The sequence below is a fragment of the Hydrogenophaga sp. genome, assembly GCF_036675665.1.
GTDB lineage: Bacteria > Pseudomonadota > Gammaproteobacteria > Burkholderiales > Burkholderiaceae_C > Hydrogenophaga.
Genome location: NZ_JAKFEO010000066.1, coordinates 11,099 through 30,884, shown reverse-complemented (window position 1 = coordinate 30,884; position 19,786 = coordinate 11,099). Strand labels below are relative to the sequence as shown.

At 65.4% G+C, this 19,786-nt stretch carries 21 protein-coding genes; 5 read left to right on the top strand and 16 right to left on the bottom strand.

Going from position 1 to position 19,786, the window contains the following annotated elements; all coding sequences use genetic code 11:
* Positions 1–167: 167 nt before the first annotated feature.
* Complete coding sequence (locus V6M63_RS18810; RefSeq protein WP_442909617.1) at positions 168–362, bottom strand: phage integrase N-terminal SAM-like domain-containing protein; 195 nt, start codon at positions 360–362, stop codon at positions 168–170.
* 144 nt (positions 363–506) lie between these two features.
* Here V6M63_RS18810 and V6M63_RS18805 point away from each other — a divergent pair, with 144 nt between their 5' ends.
* On the top strand, positions 507–851 hold the full coding sequence (locus tag V6M63_RS18805; RefSeq protein ID WP_332744317.1) for a hypothetical protein: 345 nt from the start codon (positions 507–509) through the stop codon (positions 849–851).
* 453 nt (positions 852–1,304) lie between these two features.
* Here the strand turns inward: V6M63_RS18805 and V6M63_RS18800 are convergent, their stop codons facing one another.
* Together V6M63_RS18800 and V6M63_RS24585 are read right to left on the bottom strand one after the other, a co-directional pair.
* The gene (locus V6M63_RS18800) at positions 1,305–1,622 is read right to left on the bottom strand and encodes a hypothetical protein (protein ID WP_332744316.1); all 318 of its coding nucleotides are present in this window, start codon (positions 1,620–1,622) and stop codon (positions 1,305–1,307) included.
* Between the two features lie 42 nt (positions 1,623–1,664).
* Positions 1,665–2,003 (bottom strand): immunity protein Imm33 domain-containing protein, encoded by a 339-nt coding sequence (locus tag V6M63_RS24585; protein WP_442909616.1) that lies wholly within the window; start codon positions 2,001–2,003, stop codon positions 1,665–1,667.
* A gap of 628 nt (positions 2,004–2,631) precedes the next feature.
* On the opposite strand from V6M63_RS24585, the gene V6M63_RS18795 reads away from it, so the two are divergent.
* Positions 2,632–3,174 carry a L,D-transpeptidase gene (locus V6M63_RS18795; protein WP_332744314.1) on the top strand — a complete coding sequence of 181 codons (543 nt, stop codon included), beginning with the start codon at positions 2,632–2,634 and terminating at the stop codon, positions 3,172–3,174.
* Positions 3,175–3,387: 213 nt separating this feature from the next.
* Here V6M63_RS18795 and V6M63_RS18790 read toward each other — a convergent pair whose 3' ends face one another.
* Complete coding sequence (locus tag V6M63_RS18790) at positions 3,388–3,747, bottom strand: OsmC family protein (RefSeq protein ID WP_332744312.1); 360 nt, start codon at positions 3,745–3,747, stop codon at positions 3,388–3,390.
* Between the two features lie 366 nt (positions 3,748–4,113).
* On the opposite strand from V6M63_RS18790, the gene pssA reads away from it, so the two are divergent.
* Positions 4,114–4,746: a CDP-diacylglycerol--serine O-phosphatidyltransferase gene (pssA, locus tag V6M63_RS18785; protein WP_332744310.1), complete on the top strand. Its 633-nt coding sequence runs from the start codon at positions 4,114–4,116 to the stop codon at positions 4,744–4,746.
* 132 nt (positions 4,747–4,878) lie between these two features.
* Here pssA and V6M63_RS18780 read toward each other — a convergent pair whose 3' ends face one another.
* The 6 genes from V6M63_RS18780 to V6M63_RS18755 all read right to left on the bottom strand — a co-directional run bounded on the left by V6M63_RS18780 (position 4,879) and on the right by V6M63_RS18755 (position 10,175).
* Positions 4,879–5,457 carry a YfbM family protein gene (locus tag V6M63_RS18780; RefSeq protein WP_332744308.1) on the bottom strand — a complete coding sequence of 193 codons (579 nt, stop codon included), beginning with the start codon at positions 5,455–5,457 and terminating at the stop codon, positions 4,879–4,881.
* A gap of 96 nt (positions 5,458–5,553) precedes the next feature.
* Positions 5,554–5,826, bottom strand: coding sequence for a 2Fe-2S iron-sulfur cluster-binding protein (locus tag V6M63_RS18775; RefSeq protein ID WP_442909615.1), 273 nt, complete (start codon positions 5,824–5,826; stop codon positions 5,554–5,556).
* Positions 5,827–5,898: 72 nt separating this feature from the next.
* A complete protein-coding gene (locus tag V6M63_RS18770; protein WP_332744304.1) occupies positions 5,899–6,204 on the bottom strand; it encodes a hypothetical protein in 306 nt (101 codons plus the stop codon).
* Positions 6,201–8,798, bottom strand: coding sequence for a cbb3-type cytochrome c oxidase subunit I (locus V6M63_RS18765; protein WP_332744302.1), 2,598 nt, complete (start codon positions 8,796–8,798; stop codon positions 6,201–6,203). The genes V6M63_RS18770 and V6M63_RS18765 overlap by 4 nt, the downstream gene beginning before the upstream one ends.
* Positions 8,795–9,793, bottom strand: coding sequence for a cytochrome c oxidase subunit II (gene coxB / locus V6M63_RS18760; protein ID WP_332744300.1), 999 nt, complete (start codon positions 9,791–9,793; stop codon positions 8,795–8,797). The genes V6M63_RS18765 and coxB overlap by 4 nt, the downstream gene beginning before the upstream one ends.
* The gene (locus V6M63_RS18755; RefSeq protein ID WP_332744298.1) at positions 9,756–10,175 is read right to left on the bottom strand and encodes a c-type cytochrome; all 420 of its coding nucleotides are present in this window, start codon (positions 10,173–10,175) and stop codon (positions 9,756–9,758) included. The genes coxB and V6M63_RS18755 overlap by 38 nt, the downstream gene beginning before the upstream one ends.
* Between V6M63_RS18755 and V6M63_RS18750 the strand changes: the two genes are divergently transcribed.
* Complete coding sequence (locus V6M63_RS18750; protein ID WP_332744296.1) at positions 10,174–10,863, top strand: c-type cytochrome; 690 nt, start codon at positions 10,174–10,176, stop codon at positions 10,861–10,863. The two genes, V6M63_RS18755 and V6M63_RS18750, sit on opposite strands and share 2 nt — an antisense overlap.
* On the opposite strand, the gene V6M63_RS18745 is transcribed toward V6M63_RS18750, so the two are convergent.
* Together V6M63_RS18745 and V6M63_RS18740 are read right to left on the bottom strand one after the other, a co-directional pair.
* Positions 10,802–11,449, bottom strand: coding sequence for a cytochrome b (locus V6M63_RS18745; RefSeq protein ID WP_332744294.1), 648 nt, complete (start codon positions 11,447–11,449; stop codon positions 10,802–10,804). The genes V6M63_RS18750 and V6M63_RS18745 overlap by 62 nt on opposite strands.
* On the bottom strand, positions 11,446–12,210 hold the full coding sequence (locus V6M63_RS18740) for a cytochrome c oxidase assembly protein (protein WP_332744293.1): 765 nt from the start codon (positions 12,208–12,210) through the stop codon (positions 11,446–11,448). The genes V6M63_RS18745 and V6M63_RS18740 overlap by 4 nt, the downstream gene beginning before the upstream one ends.
* Before the next feature lie 191 nt (positions 12,211–12,401).
* On the opposite strand from V6M63_RS18740, the gene V6M63_RS18735 reads away from it, so the two are divergent.
* Positions 12,402–13,070, top strand: coding sequence for a glutathione S-transferase family protein (locus tag V6M63_RS18735; RefSeq protein ID WP_332744291.1), 669 nt, complete (start codon positions 12,402–12,404; stop codon positions 13,068–13,070).
* A 38-nt stretch (positions 13,071–13,108) separates the two neighbouring features.
* Here V6M63_RS18735 and V6M63_RS18730 read toward each other — a convergent pair whose 3' ends face one another.
* Genes V6M63_RS18730 through V6M63_RS18715 form a run of 4 tightly spaced genes read right to left on the bottom strand, consistent with a single transcriptional unit; the run spans position 13,109 to position 19,711 of the window.
* On the bottom strand, positions 13,109–13,936 hold the full coding sequence (locus tag V6M63_RS18730; RefSeq protein WP_332744289.1) for an oxidoreductase: 828 nt from the start codon (positions 13,934–13,936) through the stop codon (positions 13,109–13,111).
* A gap of 47 nt (positions 13,937–13,983) precedes the next feature.
* On the bottom strand, positions 13,984–17,100 hold the full coding sequence (locus V6M63_RS18725) for an efflux RND transporter permease subunit (RefSeq protein WP_332744287.1): 3,117 nt from the start codon (positions 17,098–17,100) through the stop codon (positions 13,984–13,986).
* Positions 17,097–18,233, bottom strand: coding sequence for an efflux RND transporter periplasmic adaptor subunit (locus tag V6M63_RS18720; protein ID WP_332744285.1), 1,137 nt, complete (start codon positions 18,231–18,233; stop codon positions 17,097–17,099). Before V6M63_RS18720 ends, V6M63_RS18725 begins: the two co-directional genes overlap by 4 nt.
* Positions 18,230–19,711, bottom strand: a complete 1,482-nt coding sequence (locus V6M63_RS18715; protein WP_332744283.1) for an efflux transporter outer membrane subunit — start codon at positions 19,709–19,711, stop codon at positions 18,230–18,232. The genes V6M63_RS18720 and V6M63_RS18715 overlap by 4 nt, the downstream gene beginning before the upstream one ends.
* Positions 19,712–19,786 lie beyond the last annotated feature (75 nt).

Genomic DNA, 19,786 nt, shown 5'->3' with positions numbered 1-19,786 from the left:
CTTTGAAAGGAGCCAGCAGTCCCGATTCAATGCCCGCGAGCATTACCCACAGCATGCTGACGGAGCACCCCAAATGGTTTGAGAATCAAACCAGCAACCGTCCACCGGACGGGGTCAACTCCACGTCTGCGTTTCAAGTTGGTCTGAGCCAACGGGCATGAATCCCGTCATTTCACTTGGGTGTGGCTGGCTGCTTTTGGGCGATGGCGTATGACACCATTTCGTCCGTGCCAGCGGATGAAAAAGCGCACCCAATGCAGGTAGGCCTTTTCGGTATGCAGGCTATAGTGCCGATACCGAATGCGCTCCCGGACTTGGTCGAGAAGGCGGGTCGAACGAAGAACGGGCGTGCCGGGTTTCACGCTGGCTTTATATTGTTAACAACAATAATATAAGGTCGATAAGCTGTTAATTACCATGAGTTTTTAGGTGGAAGCCGTGTCCAGAATATCCCGCCCCATCCAGCTTATCCCGCAGGGTCTGCGGGACACATTACGTTCGATCCGATGAGCCAGAGTGACGCCTTTGAGACCGCGCGGCAGAAATTCTTTTGGCACCGCGCCATCTCTCTCCCCGACGGCCGGTTGGTAGAAATCGCTCTGCTCCTTAGGGAGGCGGATTGGCGGCCGCTGGATGCACATTGGTGGCGCGAGAAGCAGGCGAGCATCATAGGAGCTGATGTAGACGGGAACTTCCTCCTGCGTCACTGCGATGGTTCGGTGCGGTACTGGGACCACAAGGCGCAGGCAAACCTTGTCGTATCCGCAAGCGTCCGAGATTTCGCCCTGCAGATGCGCGAGCACGACCGGTCTAACCTGTCGTTCAAGCGGACGCCTGACGGCGCCGCTTAACTTTACGTTGAAGGTCCGCTTTCGAACCATCCCACCGGCTGCTTCTGGCCGATGCTCGACATGTTAGCTGGGCGCGAGGGGCCCGTAGCTGCCATTGCGAATTGCGGACAAGGCGGGTACAAGAATCTATCGGTCAACGCACTCACATTGCCCAGGCCCGTCGAACTGCCCTCGCTTGTTCACCTGTGTGGATGACAGGGGATACCAGCGTGCCAGCTTTCCTGCGCAACGCTTTGCGCATTCCGCATAGTGCGTTTCTCGCGCGGTTTGCGTTTTGAAGCTGGTCCAAGCAAAAGCAACGCCGACAATCACTACAACTATTGCAAGCCCTACTGCGCGAAAAAGGAACTTTGGGGCTTGGTGCATAGAAATTGAGCCTATGGGTGTGTAGGCAAACTGTTTTGGCCGATGACCGCCATGGTAGCCGCGTCTTAAACGGACCCAATGCGGGCCCTAGCCAATCTGTATCCATGCTCCTGTCAACAGGACTCCAAACGCTATCGCGACCGTCGCCAGAATGGGTCTCATCGGCGTGGTCTTCTCAGAGCCATTTGGGTTGTCGAATCCGCCAGGCCGTGAATCCTCCCATGTGGCCAATGCACCATTGATGAGAAGCGCGGCTACCAGGAAGCACGTCGCGGCTGACCAACGAAGCGAGGAGAACGCCGCCATGGCGCCACCAACCACAACGCAGATATGGATGGAAAAGAGTGTGTACTTGATGCGCATGCCGTTCCGCCGAAACGTCTGCTTCTGGCCGATGACCGCCATGCTAGCTCAGACATAAGCAACACCACTGAGGCTTTGAGGGAGCTAGGTTGAGAGGAGTTTGGGGTCGTACCAGACGTCTAGCTGCCCGGGGGCGATTAGCACACGCCAGCCAGGTGCTAGCGCGAGATATCGCAAAAGGCTTGGCACGTATTCCTCCAAGTGCTCGACGTGAACTGGCTGGAAAAATTCTGATTCGCGTTGCAACTCCCCGCCCCAGATGTACCAACCGCAAGTACCGTTCTCGGCAGGGTGCCTGAGCGCGTTAAGAGGCAGGTGAGCGAGCGTTGCAATGGCGAGTCCAACCTTATCGTCCGCTTTCGGTGGGACGAAGATTGAACCCCACCTATTGCACGTATCGATTTGTGTGGAGGATGTTGTCACGAAGGTCCGCTTCTGGCCGAGGCTGTGTGAAAACGCCTGTCGCTGGGAGTAATCTGAAAGTCGACCTCTCAGATCGCGTCAGGATCGGCGATCGAGACCTCGGGAATGGTTTCGGTACTCCTTAAAACGCTGTGCTTGCGCGTTTTCACACAGCCTCGGCCGAAAGTGGAAAGTCAGCCGAGCGTACCCTATGTCCGACAGCATTTTGAGCGGTTGGTGAGTTGATCTGCTCAAGCATTTGGGCCTCCAAAGAATCGTAGAAGCCGGCTGGTCAAAGTCAGGCAGCGATTGCGGCCTGACTGTCGAGATGAACGGAAGAGGATTCACGCCGGAGGTCCAGTCGTAAGAACTTTGCCTACGATGAATGCGCCCCGGACTGAAGGAGCATTTGCGCTGCCTTTCGCCTGCTGTTGCGCGCTTTGCCATCCCGCAGGGCCAATAGCATCTGCCCACACGGCGGTCTTTCGGGGTCGTCACTCGTGGCAGTCGCGGGAGGTGCAAGCCTTTCCGCGTTCAAATGCGGTGGCTTTGCAACATGCGGTTCTCGATCTCTGCGCTCACAGTCGCGCTATTCGTCGCCCTGCTCGGCGGGCCGGCCCTGCCGGCAGGGGCCACGCCATCACCCAACATGCCAGCTGTCGCTGCGTTGGCGCTGGCCCGACAGGTGATTGCCTCGGCAGACCACGGAGGCCTGCCTTTCGCTGTCGTCGACAAAAAGGCGGCCGTGCTCACGGTCTTCCTGGGCAACGGCCAACTCGTCGGCTCCACGCCGGTGCTGCTGGGGGCGGACTATGGCGACCGGGCCGTGCCGGGCGTAGGGGCACGCACCCAGAGCGGACAACTGCGAAAGGGCGACCGGGTGACCACAGCAGGCCGATTCGTCTCCCAGCCTGGCCGCAACCTCGGGGGCGAATCCGTGGTCTGGATCGACTACGACAGCGCGCTGGCCATCCACCGATTGCGCCCAGGACCGTCGCAGCAGCACCGCGCGACGCGCCTGGCCTCGGCTGACCCGCAAGCGCGCCGCGTATCGGCCGGCTGCGTGGTGGTGCCGGTGGCCTTCTATGAAGCTGTCGTATCGCCTGTGCTTGGTCGCAGCCGCGCTGTCGTTTACGTGATGCCTGAAGCCGGCGGGGCGGCGGACGAACCATTGGCCCCCAGCAACGCCTGAGCGTGTCGCCGGTGAGCCCCGCAGTTTCTGCAGGGACTGGTTGGCATAGATAGAGGCCGAGTGGAAGCTGTCTTTGTCCAACGAGCGCATGCAGACCAACGCCGTCGGGCAGGTCGACCCCACGCTCATGACGCCTTGGCGCAAAGGCACCACGCACCCTTGATCAATGCCCGCTCCTGGCCGAATGTTGAGGTCTGCCGGAGATAGGGCAACCTACTGCTCATCCACACTTCGCAGGACAACTGCAGCGCCCCCACGAATGGTATTGTGAATTTCTGCGACCGCGTCCGTCTGCCGTACCAACGCCGCTATGTCTTCGGGCGTGGAGGGTGACGACACTTCGACTTCGTATTGAATATTGGTGGCTGCCAGACCGATGCCGGGAAAATCCGCCGACGCCTTGACTACTACACTTTCGACGGGAACATCGAGGCGCTCGGCCTCCCGGTAAAGGTCGTTGCAGTAGCAGGTCGCCAGCGCGAGCATAAGGAACTCGCCACCGTTGACTGCCGAGCCTCTGCCAGAAGGCTTGGGGAGCACAGGAAGAGTCTGTGTGCTTTCACCCGTGCGCACGCAGACCTCATGACGAGTCGGGAAGTTTCTGACAGTCGCAGATATAAGCACAGCGGGCTCCAGTGGGCCGATACGGCTCCAAACGAAATTCTGCCACCGCCTAGCCACGAAGCTGACGTTGGTCATCCCCGGCCGTTGCAAGACCGCTACCGCGCTCCGCGACCGGCGCAAGACGGCCCCGAAGCGACACTCACGGTATCAAATTCGACTCCGCGATGCTTCTCAACCCTCACCACGCCGTAGTACGAACGAGCAGCGCATCCGTTGCGCGTCTGGCGGTTGTCGCACCATGAACGTGGCTGCCGCCGCAATGCTGCTCGACGTCGCGTTCCCTGTTTAATCACAGCTAACGACGGAGACTCCGACATGACGCCCTCTACCCCCCCGCCACGCCGCTTCGCGATGATCCGCGGCTTTCATCTGGCCGACTTCATCACACTGGGCAATGCCGCCTGCGGCGTGTTGTCGGTGTTCCTGGCGATGATGTACATGGCCAGCGGCTCGCTCACGCACTTTCTGCTGTCGGCCGCAATGACACCGCTGGCCTTCGTCTTCGACGTCTTCGACGGCAAGGTGGCGCGCTGGCGCCACCAGCATTCGCCGCTGGGCCGCGAGCTCGATTCGCTGGCCGACGTCATCTCCTTCGGCGTCGGCCCGGCAGCGCTGGGCTTTGCCGCGGGGCTGCAGAGCGGTTGGGACATCGTCATCCTGTGCTACTTCGTCTGCTGCGGCGTCAGCCGGTTGGCGCGCTTCAACGTCACGGCCGAACAACTGACCACCGCCTCAGGCAAGGTGGCCTACTTTGAAGGCACGCCGATCCCCACCAGCGTGATCCTCACTGCGGTGCTGTCATGGGCCGCCTGGCAGGGTGCGCTGGGTGCGCAACTGTGGGGCGGAGTGTGGCAACTCGGGCCCTGGCAGCTGCATCCCATGAGCCTGCTGTTCGCGCTGTCGGGCACGGCCATGATCAGCAAGACCCTGCGCATCCCCAAGTTCTGAAGGAGGCAGATCTCGGCGGCGATACGGCATGCCACCGACCACCACGGCAAGACCGAGGTGGCGACGACATCGGATGGCTCTCGCCTGCTGCCAGGGGTCGAGCTCACCGAGGCCAGTTGCGCAGGCACGGTTTCAATAGATGTGAACGAGTGCCGAGTTTCCCGTCTGTGCCAGTTGCCCGATGAAGATCCGAAGTTCCTGAACGACACCCCAGAGTTCCCCCAGCTCTCGCTGCCGCTCAGCGGGATCCGAGGATGCCTTCCAGTAGATCTGAGCGGCCTCGATGTCTTGTGTGCTGTAGGCAGCGTCCAGCGATTGGAGCGTCTGAGCGTTGAGGAACGCGGCGATCTCTCTTGACTGTTCTGACGTGAGCAGGCGGGGCGCTCCATAGCCCAGGTCTGGGCCTACTTCTTGACCCCCGGACATGATGAAGGCGGCGGGCCACTTTTCGTCTTCGGTGCCTCCAGTGAAGAGGTAGTGAAGTATGTGCCAGGCTTGATCAAGGTTGAAGGTATCGCTCTCGCCGACAGGTTGAAGTTTCTCTCTTGAAGAAGGCGCCTTCTTTTGAGACTTCCCGAAGACCTTGGAGAGAAAGCCGACCTTTGGAGGGGGTGGCGTATGGCCCAGTAGTTCGCCCGCAGCGTCAGGGACGGTCTGTACGCTGGCGGCTTCCTCCAAGGTCAAACGATACAGACTGCACAACATGCTCATGGCGATGGGTTCCGGGCGGTTTTGGTGACTCTTAGCGTAATGTATCCCGCAGAACCGGCGGAAAGGCTGACCGACGCATACGGGGTGGATCGGTGCTCAGGCCTGGGCGATGACAATATCCGCCATTGGCCGGGCCACGCAGGGCAGGCAATAGCCCTCCTCTTTTTCATCGGCGCTCAGGCCGGGCCAGGGAATTTCGTAGCGCACTTGCCCCTGCAGCAAACGGGCAATGCAGGTGCGGCAGGTTCCGTTGCGGCAGGACACCGGCCATGCGATTCCCGCGCGTGTCATCGCAGTGAACAGGCTGGTCTCGCTGTCGGCCGCGACGTCAACCCCTTGGCCCTCGATCTGGATACGGAACGTTTTCATGCGCATCGAAGTGGGAGGGAGCGGGCTTGCACCTTCCCCATGACTCTGGATGTTGGAAGTATGGCTCAGCCCTCAAGGCAGAAAGACGAACGAAGGCAATGCGCTGAACACCACCGCCACCGTGGCAATGGCCACAGCGCCCAACGCGAAGTGGCAGTTCCAGTCCGACAGTCCGCCAGCAGCGTGTCGGGCCTTCACCCGCACCCAGTGCACACCCACCGCCAGCAGCGCGACGGCGGTGGCCCCCCAGGCCACCGCGTTGGCGGTCCACTGGTGCGGCCAGATCTCGCTCGCCGCCCAGATCACCATGAAGTGTGCGAACCAGATCACGAAGGCCGTCACGATCGGCCGCCAGCTCAGTTGCTTCAACGCCTTCACAGGCCACCCCACGGCAACAACCGCGGCAGCAGCAGGCCGGCCGCGCCCTCGATCGAGGCGAAGATGAAGAGAATGCGCAGCACCTCCAGCGTCTTGTTGGCCGGGCCTGGCGCAAGACCGCGCATCCAGCGCGCCAGGTAGTAGAAAGCCGACAGCATCACCGCGACCACGATGGCGCCGTGCCACGCCAACATGGCATGGATCGCCGCGCCCTGCCCGCTGGCATCGCCGCGCAGCCCGGCGTTCCACCAGTCGAGACCGTCCACCGCCAGCGCAGCAACGAGGCACACCATGCTCAGCGTCATCGCCAAGGCGCTGAGTCCGCTGCCGCGCTTGAGCTTGGCCAACAAGGGCCGGGCCGCCCAAGCCAGGCCCGCCGATGCAGCCAGCAGCAGGCCAGGCACCAGCGCGCCGCGCGGCGCGGGGACGCGCCACCAGTCGGGATGGGCGCCGAACAGGTACAGGTATGAAAACATCGACATCAGAAAGATCATCCCGAGCACGATGACCAGCAGCACCGCTGCCCACCAGCCGTGCGATTGCGGGCCGGCCACATAGGTCGGCAGCAGGATGCCCGCGCCCGCGTCGACCTGCTTCTGCGGCAGGTGCCGGTCGTTGCTCCAGACCCAGCGCATCACGCACATGACGGTCAGCACGCCGCAGACCGCGCTCAGCGCGAGGGCCTTCACCGTCAGCAGCAGGAAGAAGCCCGCGGTGAAGAGTGCCGCCAGAAACGGCCACCAGGAGGGGCCCGGCATGATCTGCACGTACTGCGGCTCCGCGCGCGAGCTGCTCGTGATCAGCGTCTCGCGCGCGCCGGTGGCGGTGCCGGGCAGGAAGTAGCGCCCGGCCTCGACGTCCTGGCGCAGCTTTGCATCGGCCCACAAGGGCTCGAGGTCACTGACGACCGGGATCGAACGCAGCCCGTAGTTGCCGGTGGCCAGCCATTCCAGCGTGCCGCCCTGGTACACGTTGCGGGCGTTCCCGCCGATATTGCCCTGGCGGCCGTAAACACGGATGGCGTCGATCAGGAACAGCAGCACCCCGGCCGCCATGATGAAGGCGCCTATGGTGGAGATCAGATTCGGCACCTCCATGGCCCGGCCCGGCAGGTAGGTGTCGACGCGCCGGGGCATGCCCATCAGCCCGCTCAGGTGCATGGGCAGGAAACAGACATGCACGCCGACGAAGTTGAGCCAGAAGACCCAGCGCCCCATGCGCTCGGAAAGCTGCCGGCCGTTGATCATCGGCGTCCAGTAATAGAAGCCGGCGAACAGCGGGAACACCATGCTGCCGATCAGCACGTAGTGAAAGTGCGCGACGACGAAGTAGGTGTCGTGGGCCTGGCCATCGAAAGCGACCATGCCCACCATCACGCCGGTGAGGCCGCCCATCACGAAGATGAGGATGCCGCCGACGAGAAAAAGCGAGGGCACGTTGCGCTGGACCTTGCCCGAGGCGAGCGTGGCGATCCACGCGAACACCTGGGCGCCCGCCGGTATGGCCACCGCCATCGACGCGGCGGAGAAGTAGCCGGCCGACAAACCGGGCAGGCCCACCGTGAACATGTGGTGTGCCCAGACGCCGAAGCTGATGAAGCCCGTGGCGATCAACGCGAGCACGACGATCTCGTGGCCCACCAGCGGCTTCTGCGCGACCGTGACGATCATCGCCGACACCATCGCCGAGGCCGGGATGAAGATGATGTAGACGTCGGGGTGGCCAAAGAACCAGAACAGGTGCTGGTACAGCAGCGGATCGCCGCCGCGCGTGGCGTCGAACAGCGGCCAGTTGAAGGCGCGCTCGAGTTCGAGCAGAAAGGTCACCATGATCATTGCCGGGAAGGCCAGGATGATCATCACGCCGAAGATCAGCACCGCCCAGGCGTAGATGGGCATCTTCGCCAGCGTCATGCCGGGGGCGCGCGTGCGCAGCACGCCCACGATGAGTTCGATGGCGCCGGCAATCGCGCTGATCTCGATGAAGCCGATGCCCAGCAGCCAGAAGTCGGCATTGATGCCCTGCGCGTAGACGCTCGAGCTCAGCGGCGGGTACATGAACCAGCCGCCGCTGGGTGCCAGGCTGAAGAAGATCGAGCAGAAGAAGACGACACCACCGATCAGGTAGGCCCAGTACGAGTACGCCGACAGCCGCGGAAACGGCAGGTCACGCGCGCCGATCATCTGCGGCAGCAGCAGCACCGCGATGGCCTCGACCGCGGGCACGGCGAACAGGAACATCATCACCGAGCCGTGCATCGTGAACAGCTGGTTGTAGGTCTCCTGCGGCACGATGCCCGCCAGCGGCGCGGCCAGTTGCACGCGCATCACCAGCCCGAGGATGCCGGCGGCCACGAAGAAGCCGAGCGCCGTGACGATGAACAGAAAACCGACGAAGTTGTTGTTGACGGCGCTGAAGGCGCGCCATCCCGTCGGCGTTTCCCAGACCTTTTTCAGGGCCTCGAACTCTTCGGGTGGCCTGTCCCCTTGTGTGGGAAAGCGCCCATAGAGCTGGGTGTGGAAGCCGGTTTCGGATGACGCGGTCGCGGCATCCCGCAGCGCGCCCGCCACGCCAGGACTGGCGCTGCGGGTCACTTCAACGACTCCATGTAGGCGGCCAGCGCGTTGAGCTCTGCGGCCTGCAGCGAGCGGTAGGCGGGCATGCGGTTGTTGGGCTTGATCGACTGGCTGTCGCCGATCCAGCCGATCAGCGTGCCGCGGGTGTTGGGCAGGATGCCGGCGCCGAGCGACTGCCGCGAGCCGATGTGCGTCAGGTCGGGGCCCGAGAGCCCCTGCGCGGACGTGCCGGCGATGCGGTGGCAGGCGGCGCAGCCGGCTTCGCCGAAGAGCTTGCGGCCGCGCAGCACTTCGTCGTTGGCGGGTACCGCGGCTGGGGCTGGCTGGGGCTGCTGGCGCGCAAGCCGCGCATCGTTCCAGCGCTGCCAGTCGGCGGGCTCGTGCGCCACGACCACGAAGCCCATCAGCGCATGGGCCCCGCCGCAGAATTCGGCACATTGCCCGCCGTAGACACCCGCCGTGTCGGCCTGCAGCTTGAGCCGGTTGGTGCGGCCCGGGATCATGTCCATCTTGCCGCCCAGCCTGGGCACCCAGAAGCTGTGGATCACGTCTTCGGAGACCATGTCGATGACGACCGGGCGGCCGACCGGGATGTGCAGTTCGTTGGCATCGGCATGGGTCTCGTTGCCCGCCGCGTCGAGGTAGGAAACGCGCCACCAGTAGATGTTGCCGGACACCCGCATGCGCAGCTCGTCGCCCTGGATCGTCGTCATGCCGGCAACCATCGTCGTGCCCCAGGCCAGCAGCAGGAAGAGCACCCCGGCCGGGATGATCAGCCCGAACCATTTGACGACGCCCACGCCACCGAGCCTGGCGCGCAGCTCGTCGCTGCCGTACAGCGCCACCCACATGGCCGCGCAGACCAGCACAAAGATCAGCGTGACGAGTGCGATCAGCACCCAGGCCAGCGTGGTGACCGTGTTCGACAACGGGCCGTGCGGATCGAGCACGGGCGGGGGCCAGCCGCTCAAGGCCTCAGCGAGGTTGGAGCGTGAGGAGGTAGGCTGTGACATCGCGGGCTTCCTGGTCCGTCATGGTGATGGCCGGCATGGCCGTCCCGGGCAACAGCCCGGGGGCGTTTCTGACAAACTGCATCAGCACGCCGGGCTGGTTCGGCAGCCGCCCGGCGATCAGGCCCTGCCGGGCGAAATCGTGCAGTGAGGGCCCGAGTCCGCCACGCGGCCACTTCACGTCAGGGAAGGTGTGGCAGGCCACGCAGCCCTTGTCGGTGACAAGCCGCCGACCGGTTGCGACGTTGGCGTCGCCCAGCGTCGGCGTGCGGTCGGGCGGGCCATCGCAGGCCACCAGGCAGAAGCAGGCCAGCACCAGCCAGCGGCCCGCATTGCCCCCCACTGCACGGTCGGCGCCCGGCATGGGCGATGATCTAGTTTCCATGCGTCAACCACCGTCGCTGCAAGAACACCGGCCCGCGAACTTCGGCGGCCTGTGGCTGGCCCTGTGCGCCACGGTGTTCATGACGACGGCATGCACCGACCGCAAGACCCCCAGTGACGACCGCTGGAGCGGCAGCGGCGAGCTCATCGCCATGAGCGGCGGCGAAGGCGGCGCGCGCTACGCCTGCGCCACTTGCCACGGCGTGCGTGGCGAGGGCAACGGGTACGACGCGCCGCGACTGGCCGGCCTGCCGGCGGGTTACCTGCAAAAGCAGATGGAAGACTACGCAACGGGCTTGCGGCCGCACGAGGTGATGCGCGACGTGGCGCGCTTTCTCGACAGCCACGAACGCGTGCGGGTGGCCAACCACTACGCCGCCCTGCCGCCGCAGGCCGTGTCGCCCGCCACCGACGAAACCATCGCCGCGGCGACGCCGGGGCTGTACGCCCGTGCCTGCCAGCAGTGCCATGGCGTCGACGGTGTGGGCACCGTGAACGGGCCGCCGCTGAACGCCCAGCCGGCCTTCTACCTGACCCAGCAATTGCAGGACTGGCAGGTGTCGAAACGGCGCAATGACGGCAATCATGTGATGTTGAAGGTGGCACAGCAGCTCGACGCCGCGCAGATCAGACAACTGGGTCTTTATCTCGCGCGGATCCCACCACGCCCGGCGAGTCCGGACCGTTGAGGTCGAACATCGAAGGCAGGACGCGGTCGCGTTTGATCACGTAGTGCAGCACGGCCGCCCCGGCATGGCCGGGAATGATGAGCGCCGTGATCCACACGATCCAGAAGTGTGTCGTCGCGGCCCACCGCATCAGGCGGTGCTGCAGGCCTTCGGACAACTGATCGAAAGGCAGATTGGGAAACGGGATCACCCCTGCAATCGACAACGGCAGGTCGCTGGGCAAGGTGGACCACATCACCCAGCCGCTGATGGGCAAAGCGAAGAAGCTGAAATAGAACCAGGTTTGCAGCAGGTGGCTGGCCTTGCCGGCCAACGATGCGTCGTCGACGTTGTCGGGACCGGTGATCTGGCTGCGCCAGAACAGGCGCAGCGTGCCCAGCAGCATGATCGTGAGGCCAATCTGCGTGTGGGTCTGGTAACCGACGTACTTGTCGCCCCCCACCGGTTGCCAGCCCAGGTACCACCCGTAAGCCAGCTGGAAGATCATGAGCGCCGCCATCACCCAGTGGAAGGCGACGCCGATCGGCGAGTACAGGCCGCGCCGGTGGTAGCCCTCGGCCCATTCAATGGCGGCAACGAGGTTCATGCCGGGTCGGCGCGCAAGCCACGCGCGCGTTCGGCGTCCAGCCAGCGCCAGCCGATCCACATCGCCGCGGCCAGGTAGGCGATGCTGCCCGGCGCCCACATCGTGATGCCCGCGAGTTGCTGGTCTTCCAGCGGCGAAACGCCCCAGCTCAGCGTGGACGCGAAGTGCGGGGGATACAGCGGCCGTCCGGCGAAGGTGATCAACGCGCCCAGCAGTCCCATCAGCACCGTCGTGACCAGGATGGCGCCCATTGCCGCCGTCGGGCCGGATCTGCGCACCGCCATCCAGAAACCCATCGCGCTGGCCAGCAGCGTGAACTGCATCAGCCAGTAGATCGAGTCCGACGACAGGGCTGCCGCGTAGGGGGCCGGCGCATGCCAGGTCCAGAAGATCATGGCGGCGATGGCCGTGGAACGCCACAGCGGCGTCGGAAGGCGCCGCAGCCAGGGCTCCAACCCGAACACCAGCAAGGGCGCCAGCACCAGCACGAGCGCGAGGTGATGGATCACCCGCACCGTGAAGAAGGCCGAGCTCAGGGCACACAGCGGCGACACGTAGAGCACGACCGTGAAGGCCCACGCGCAACGCAGGCCCAGCAGTCGCCTGGGCGTGACGTTGTGACTCACCGACATGCGCCACAGCGCCAGGGCAAGCAGCAACAAGACTGCACCGAGCACCGGATCAAGATTCCAGCGGCTCAGCCAGATTTCGGGGCCCGGCGCCTCGCCGCAGTAAGGAACCCACCTGATTGGTTCGTCCATGCTGTGGTCCTCCACTTGGGTCTCCAGCATAGTTCAAGGCGGGCATTTCTGGCTGCATCAAAGGCGGGGAAAAAACTTCGCGCAGTGTTCGGTAGTGAACAGACGCCGATCCTTGGCGGAAGGCGGACTGGCGTGATCGGCAACCGAAATGGCATTCGAACGCGCACCATTCGAAACTATGCTTCGCGCTCATGATCACCCTCTACCACTGCGTGAGCGCCCGGTCCTTCCGTCCCCTCTGGATGCTGGAAGAACTGGGCATGCCCTATGACCTGAAGATGCTGCCGTTTCCACCTCGCGTGTTGGCGCGTTCGTACCTTGATCTCAATCCACTCGGTACGGTCCCACTGATGATCAACGGTGCCACGCGCATGACCGAGTCGGCCGCGATCTGCCAGTACCTGTGCGCGTTGGGAGCGCCGACGTCGCTGCAGGTTGATCCCACGGAAGCCGACCATGGCGCCTACCTCAACCACCTTCATTTCGGTGAAGCAACGCTCACGTTTCCGCAGACGCTCGTGCTGCGCTATGCGCGCTTCGAGCCCGAACACCGACGCCAGCCCATCGTCGCGGAAGACTATGCAAAGTGGTTTCTTGCGCGACTGCGAACGTTGGAGCCGATGCTGACCCAGCAGGAGCACCTGTGCGCCGGACGCTTCACCGCTGCGGATGTTTCGGTCGGGTATGCGCTGCTGCTGGCGCAGCACCTTGGGCTCGCCAGCCGCTTCACGCCCGCCGTCACGGCCTATTGGGAGCGCCTGCAACGCCGGGAGGGCTATCGCCGCGCCCTGCAAGCCCAGGAGGCGGCCGCAGTGGCGCAAGGTGTCTCCACCGTGCCTGCACCGGACACCGACGCCTGAGTTCGGTGGCGCGAGGGTCCCTGCCCTGCTTCACGGTCCTAGGCTGGCAACCGGAGTTGCTTGCGCAGGCTCTTGTCAAACGCGGACCGGGGTACAAAACGACGCAACAGGCTGACCTGCCTCGCAAAGCCACCCGCGGTGTACCTGGCGTCCGGCTTCACAGCGGTCGACGCCTTGAGGACGGCCAGAGCGACCACCTCGGGCGAGTCGGCATTCACCATGACATCGCGCATCACGGCTTGCGCGTTGGCGCGCGCGGGCGTGTACTCGTCCAGCTGCTGATCGGCCTGGATCAGGTTGCTCTCGAACGATGTCCGCGTGTAGGCGGGCTCCACGAGCACCACCCTGATGCCCATGTCCCGGACCTCGTGGTCCAGCGACTCCGAGTAGCCTTCCAACGCGTACTTGGTCGCCCCATACAGCGCATAGTAGGGAGCCGGGATCAATCCCATCACGGAGCTGATGTTCACGATGCGGCCCGACCGCTGCCGGCGCATCACCGGGAGTACCGCCTTGATGGTGCGGATCACGCCGAACACGTTGACGTCGAAAAGCGATCTGGCCTGTTCGAGCGATGATTCCTCGGCCGCTCCCATGAGGCCGACTCCGGCATTGTTGACCAGCAGGTCGATGCGTCCGGCTTTCGCGAGAACCTCCGCGATCGCGGCCTCGACCGAGTCATCACTGCTCACGTCGCAAGCCACATGCTCCACGCCCGGGGTTGGCCGGGTTGGTGTCTTGCGAGAGGTGCCGAACACACGGTATCCGGCTTGCGCCAGCGCCCGTGCGGTCGCCTCTCCGATACCACCCGATGCTCCAGTGATGATGGCTACGGGGCCTGATTGCTGCTTGTGTTGATGGGACATGGTTGCTCCTGTGTGAAGAAAAAGTTGAGGTACCGGTGTTGGCGAGCTCAAGCAGGGGACCCTTCGCTCGCGCCTGGCGCCAACAGAGTGCCCGGCGCTGGCGCCTGGGCGGGGGAGTCGCGCCGCACGCGGAACCAGGCGGCGTACAGCGCCGGCACGAAGACGAGGGTCAGCGCCGTGGCGACGATGAGGCCGCCCATGATCGAGATCGCCATCGGTCCCCAGAAGACGCTGCGCGACAGCGGGATCATGGCCAGCACCGCGGCGGCGGCCGTCAACACCACGGGGCGTGAGCGCCGCACCGTGGCGTCGACGATGGCCGTCCACGGTGCCACGCCGCGCGCGATGTCCTGATCGATCTGGTCGACCAGGATGATCGAGTTGCGCATGATCATTCCGCCGAGCGCAATCACGCCCAGCAGCGCGACGAAGCCGAACGGCGCCTGGAACAGCAGCAGCGCCGGCACCACGCCGATCAACGCCAGCGGTGCGGTCATGAAGACCATGAAGACCCTGGAAAAGCTTTGCAGCTGGATCATCAGCAGCGTCAGCATCACCGCGAACATGGCTGGAAAGATCGCGAACAGCGCCTCGTTGGCCTTGTCGCTCTCTTCGATCGCGCCGCCCTCCTCGATGCGGTAGCCCGGCGGCAGGCTGTCGACGATGGCTTGCAGCGATGGCCGGATCTGCGCCGTGGCGTAGGGCCCCTGCACGCCGTCGACCACATCGCTGCGCACGGTCAGTGCCATGTCGCGATTGCGTCGCCACAGCACCGGCTCCTCGAAGCCCGGCTCCACGCGGGCCAGCTGGGACAGCGGCACGCTGACACCGCTGCGTGTGAACACCTGCAGGTCGCCCAGCTGGCCGATGCGCTTGCGCTCCTCGGGCGTGGCCCGAACGATCACGTCGACGAGTTCCTCGCCGCGGCGGATCTGCGTCACGGTGGCCCCGTCCAGCGCCGTCTGCACCAAGCCCTGGATGTCGGCACTGGACATGCCCAGCAGGCGTGCCTTGTCCTGATCGACCCGGACCTGCACCGAGCGCACCTGCTCGTTCCAGTCAAGCTGTGTGTCGCGCACCAGCGCGCTTTGGCGGACCGCGTCGCGCACGCGGTAGGCGATGTCCCGCACCTGCGCCTTGTCGGGGCCGACGACGCGGAACTGCACCGGGAAGCCCACCGGCGGGCCGAACTCCAGGCGCGTGACGCGGGCCTTGACGTCGGGCAGGACTTCATCCTTGGCGAAGATGTCCAGGAGTCGGGCGCGCACCCGTTCGCGCTCTTCAATGCCCGCCGTCTTGACGACGAACTGCGCAAAACCCGGGTTGGGCAGCTCCGGCAGGATCGACAGGTAGAAGATCGGCGTGCCGGCCCCGGTGTAAGCGGTGAAGAACTCGACGTCCGGGTCCTTCGCCAGTTGCGCTTCGAGCACCTTCACTTGGGCGGAGGTGGCGGCGAACGACGCGCCTTCGCGCAAGCGCAGGTCCACCAGCAGTTCCGGCCGCGACGCGGTGGGGAAGAACTGCTGCTGCACCGTCAGCATGCCCGCGCCAGCGACGCCGAAGAGCAGCACCGTGATGCCCAGCACCCATGCCCGATGCTCCACCGCCCAGTCAACCACACGCCGCAGCCGGTGGTAGACAGGCCGGTCGTAGACATCGTGGTGCTTGCCAGCTGCCATGTTCTTCGGCAGCAGGAGCATGCCCAGGTAAGGCGTGAAGACCACGGCCACGATCCAGGACAGGATGAGCGCCACGCCCACGATCCAGAAGATGCCACCCGCGTACTGTCCGGCGATCGATTTCGCGAACCCCACCGGCATGAAGCCGGCGGCGGTGATCAGTGTGCCGGTGAGCATGGGGAATGCGGTGGACGTATAGACATGCGTGGCCGCGCGCATCCGGTCCCAGCCTTGCTCCAGCTTCACCACCATCATTTCCACCGCGATGATGGCGTCGTCCACCAACAATCCCAGCGCGATGATCAGCGCGCCCAGCGAAATGCGGTCCAGGTTCCAGCCTGCGGCGTACATGACCCCTGCCACCAACCCTAGCACCAGCGGCACCGAAGCGGCCACGACGATGCCGGTGCGCCAACCCAGGAACAGGAAGGACACGGCCAGCACGATGGCCAGCGCCTCCAGGAACACGCGCTCGAACTCCCATACCGAGTCCGCCACAACGCGCGGCTGATCGGCATATTGCTGAATCTCGACGCCCGCGGGCAGTTCCTGCCGCAGTTGCGCCAGCCGCTCATCCAGCGCGCGCCCGAAGGCCAGCACGTTGCCGTTGGCCTGCATCGTCACGCCGATGGCCAGCACCGGCACACCGTTGTGGCGGATGGTCATGCTCGGCGGATCCTCGTAGCCGGCGCGCACGTTGGCGATGTCTGCCAGCCGAAGCAGTTGCCCGCCCACCTCCAGCGTGACGTTGGCAACGTCCGCGGTGCTGCGCAGCCCGCCGTCGACGCGCACCTGCACGCGGTCGTGCGTGGCGTCGGTCGAGCCGGCCGGCGCCACCAGGTTCTGGCGCGCCAGGGCGTCGAACACCGCCGCCGGCGCGACGCCGAGCGCGGCCAGCCGCCGCGTTGAGATTTCCACGTACACGCGCTCGGCCTGCTTGCCCAGTATGTCGACCTTGCCCGCACCCGGCACTCCCTGGATGCGCAGCTTCACGTCTTCGGTCACCGCCAGCAACTCGGCCATCGACAGGCCTGGCGCGCTCAGCGCGTAGAGCACGCTGTAGCGCTCGTTGTACTCGTCGTTGAAGAACGGCCCCTGCACGCCCTCGGGAAACTCATGGCGCACGTCGCCAATCTTCTTGCGCACCTGGTACCAGGCGTTTTCCAGCTCCTCCTTGCTGCGGCCCCCCTTCATCCACAGCGTGACGCCACCGTAGCCCTGGCGCGAGAAGCTGCGCACATAGTCGAAGTGGTTCAGTTCCTGCAGTTGGCGCTCGATGCGGTTGAGCGCCTGGTCCTGCACGTCCTGCGCGGTGGCGCCCGGCCACACGACGATGGCCGTCATTTGCGGCACGTCGAAGCTGGGATCCTCCAGCCGGCCCAACTGGCTGAAGGAGATGCCGCCCACGATGAGCGTCGCGATGATGAGGAACAGCACCATCGGCCGGTGCGTGACGGCCCATTCCGAGAGGTTGAAGCGCTTCATGGGGTGCTTTTGGTGGCCACGGTGGAAGGGGCTTCGGTGGCGCGTTCGACCGCGCGCACGGTGATGCCGGCATCGAGCTTCTGCGCACCGACACTGACCACCCGACTGCCGGCGACCAGGCCGGTGACCTGCACCCAGGCGTCGTCCGTGGCCACCACCTCCACGGGTTGGAAGACCAGGCCTGAGCCCTTGGCGTCCAGCATCCACACGCCCGCCGGCCCGCTGGCTTTCACCAGCGCACTGACCGGAAGCACCACCGTGGCTGCCTGCTCCGAACGCTGTCCGGACAGGTTCAGCTGCACGGTGCTGCCCAGGGGCAGGGCAGCGACTTGCGCGCGCGATTCCGGGGCGGCGGCGTAGCGCACGCGGAAGGTGCGGCCCTGCGGATTGGCCAGTGGCGAGAGTTCGCGCAGTGCCAGCCTCAGCGGCGACTTCGCGTCGTGCCAGGGCGTGGCCGTGGCGGCGAGCGTGCGCACCCGGCCGACCCATTCCTCCGGCAGGTCGGCGACGATTTCCCGCTCACCGTCGCGGGCCAGCGACAGCACGGACTGGCCTTCGCTCACCACCTGGCCCCGTTCGAATCGCAGCGCAGTGACCACGCCCGCATAGGGTGCGACCAGCGTGGCATAGCCTTCGCGATTGCGCGCCAGATCGAGCTGGCGACGCGCCTGGTCCAACCGGGCCGCGGCCGCGTCGGCGCGCGCCTTCTGGCGCTCGTGGTCGGCCGCGCCCACCGAGCCGTCCGCCAGCAACCTCCCAAAGCGCGCCTCGTCGAGCGCGGCCTGCTGCGCATCGACGGAGGCGGCCTGCACCATGTCAGCGGCGGCCTGCACCGCCAATCGATGGTCGGCCGGGTCGAGTCGGGCAAGGGGCTGGCCGGCTTTCACGGCGTCACCCACCTCGACCAGCCGGTCCACCACCTTGCCGCCGGTGCGGAAACCCAGGTTCGTTTCGACACGGGCACGAACGACGGAGGTGAATGAACGCGTTTGCGAGGACACGGCCTCGGCCACGGTGGTCACGAAGACCGGCTTGACGATGGCGGCAGGGGTGGGCGGCTCGCTGCAGGCGGCCAGGAGCAAGGCCGCGGTGGCCACGGCCGAGTGGGACATGGCGGGGAAAGTTCTGTTCACGGGGGCGTCCTCTCGGTAGCGGAAGTCATGGCACGGCTGGCACTGGCCGGCGCGAAGGCGCCGCCCAGTGCCTTGTACAGTTGCACGTCGGCCAGCACCTGCTGGAGGCGGCTGTCCGACAGGGCGAGTTCGCTGGCCAGCACCGATCGCTGCACGTCCAGCAGCACCAGCAGGTCGATCTGTCCTTCACGCTGCAGCGACTTGGCGCGCTGCAGCGAGCGGCGGCGGTGGTCCACGGCGGTGGCCAGCGCTGCGCCGCGCCGGGCCTCTTCGGTGCGCACAAGAAGGCTGTCCTCCACTTCCTGAACCGCCACCAGCACCGCCTTCTGCCAGGCCAGCAACGCCTCCTCGGCACGCGCGGACTGCGCGCGGATGCCGGCGTCGATGCGGCCCGCATTGAAGAGCGGCGCGGCCAAGGCGAGCGCGACGTTGGAAAAGTGCACCGGCGCAAGATCCTGAGCGTTCAGGCGCAGGTCCTGGCGGCCGAGCAAGGCACTTGCAAAGAGCTTGGGCCACCACTGGGCCCGTGCCTCGCTGCCCCGCAGCGTCTCGGCCGCGAAGCGCGCCTCGGCGGCGATGAGGTCGGGTCGTCGCATCAACAGTTCGCTGGGCTGTCCGGTAGCGATCTCGCGCCGCTCGGGCCATGCATACGACAGCGTGTCGTCGGTGACACGCACGGAGGGGTTGCGCCCCAGCAGCACGGCGAGCCGCGTCTGTGAGATGCCGGCCAGCGTCCGCAGTGACGGCACCTGCGCGTCGAGCGCGTCGGCCTCGGCACGCGCGCGGTCCAGGTCGAAGGCGCTGGCTTGGCCTTCGCGCAGGCGGCTGGCCACGCGCGCTGCCGTTTCGCGCTGCGCCGCAGCAAGGGCCTGCACGATGCGCAGCCGCTCACCGGCATCGCGCAGCACGAAATACTGCCGCGCCACTTCACTCGCCACCAACAGGCGTGCGCCCGCTGCACCTGCCTCAGCTGCAACGGCATCGGCACTTGAGGCGTCTCGCCCGGCGCGCACGCCGCCGGCCAGGTCGATCTCCCAGGCCACCTCGACGCCGGCGCGCAGCGCACGCGTGTCCGGCAGGCCCTGCTTGACGGGAGCAGGCAGGCCGCTTTCGCTGCGCGACGCCGAAGCCTGCAGACCGATCGTTGGCCACAGGCGAGCGTCCTGTGCATCACGGCCGGCTCGCGCCTGGATGACGCGTTGCAGTGCGATGGACACGTCCTGGTTGGCGGCCAGGGCCTGTTCGACCAAGGCCGTCAGGGTGGGGTCGCCGTAGCCCGCCCACCACGCGCTGTCGAGGGCCTGAGCGGCCGCCGGAGCAGGCCCGCCCTGCGCAAAGGCAGCGGTCAGCGGCACCGAGGGCACAGGAGCTTGCACCGGCGGCACGGCGCAGGCCGACAAGATGACCAGCACCGCGAGCGCCATCGGGCGGAAGAGCCAGGCGTCGGGATTCGGGTTGCGATGCAGAGAGAGGGCCATTGGACTTGGTTATAGTGGACTTTTGAGTACAGTAATTCTAGCGAACTATAATGGACTGTCAAGTACACTAAATCA

Coding starts and splice junctions, on each gene's coding strand:
- V6M63_RS18780 (WP_332744308.1), bottom strand. CDS start 5,457: ATGAGCATGTTGTGCAGTCTGTATCGTTTGACCTTGGAGGAAGCCGCC.
- V6M63_RS18730 (WP_332744289.1), bottom strand. CDS start 13,936: ATGTCCCATCAACACAAGCAGCAATCAGGCCCCGTAGCCATCATCACT.
- V6M63_RS18740 (WP_332744293.1), bottom strand. CDS start 12,210: ATGGACGAACCAATCAGGTGGGTTCCTTACTGCGGCGAGGCGCCGGGC.
- V6M63_RS18775 (WP_442909615.1), bottom strand. CDS start 5,826: ATGAAAACGTTCCGTATCCAGATCGAGGGCCAAGGGGTTGACGTCGCG.
- V6M63_RS18750 (WP_332744296.1), top strand. CDS start 10,174: ATGCGTCAACCACCGTCGCTGCAAGAACACCGGCCCGCGAACTTCGGC.
- V6M63_RS18800 (WP_332744316.1), bottom strand. CDS start 1,622: ATGGCGGTCATCGGCCAGAAGCAGACGTTTCGGCGGAACGGCATGCGC.
- V6M63_RS18745 (WP_332744294.1), bottom strand. CDS start 11,449: ATGAACCTCGTTGCCGCCATTGAATGGGCCGAGGGCTACCACCGGCGC.
- V6M63_RS18795 (WP_332744314.1), top strand. CDS start 2,632: ATGCCAGCTGTCGCTGCGTTGGCGCTGGCCCGACAGGTGATTGCCTCG.
- V6M63_RS18805 (WP_332744317.1), top strand. CDS start 507: ATGAGCCAGAGTGACGCCTTTGAGACCGCGCGGCAGAAATTCTTTTGG.
- V6M63_RS18735 (WP_332744291.1), top strand. CDS start 12,402: ATGATCACCCTCTACCACTGCGTGAGCGCCCGGTCCTTCCGTCCCCTC.
- V6M63_RS18755 (WP_332744298.1), bottom strand. CDS start 10,175: ATGGAAACTAGATCATCGCCCATGCCGGGCGCCGACCGTGCAGTGGGG.
- V6M63_RS18725 (WP_332744287.1), bottom strand. CDS start 17,100: ATGAAGCGCTTCAACCTCTCGGAATGGGCCGTCACGCACCGGCCGATG.
- pssA (WP_332744310.1), top strand. CDS start 4,114: ATGACGCCCTCTACCCCCCCGCCACGCCGCTTCGCGATGATCCGCGGC.
- V6M63_RS18715 (WP_332744283.1), bottom strand. CDS start 19,711: ATGGCCCTCTCTCTGCATCGCAACCCGAATCCCGACGCCTGGCTCTTC.
- coxB (WP_332744300.1), bottom strand. CDS start 9,793: ATGTCACAGCCTACCTCCTCACGCTCCAACCTCGCTGAGGCCTTGAGC.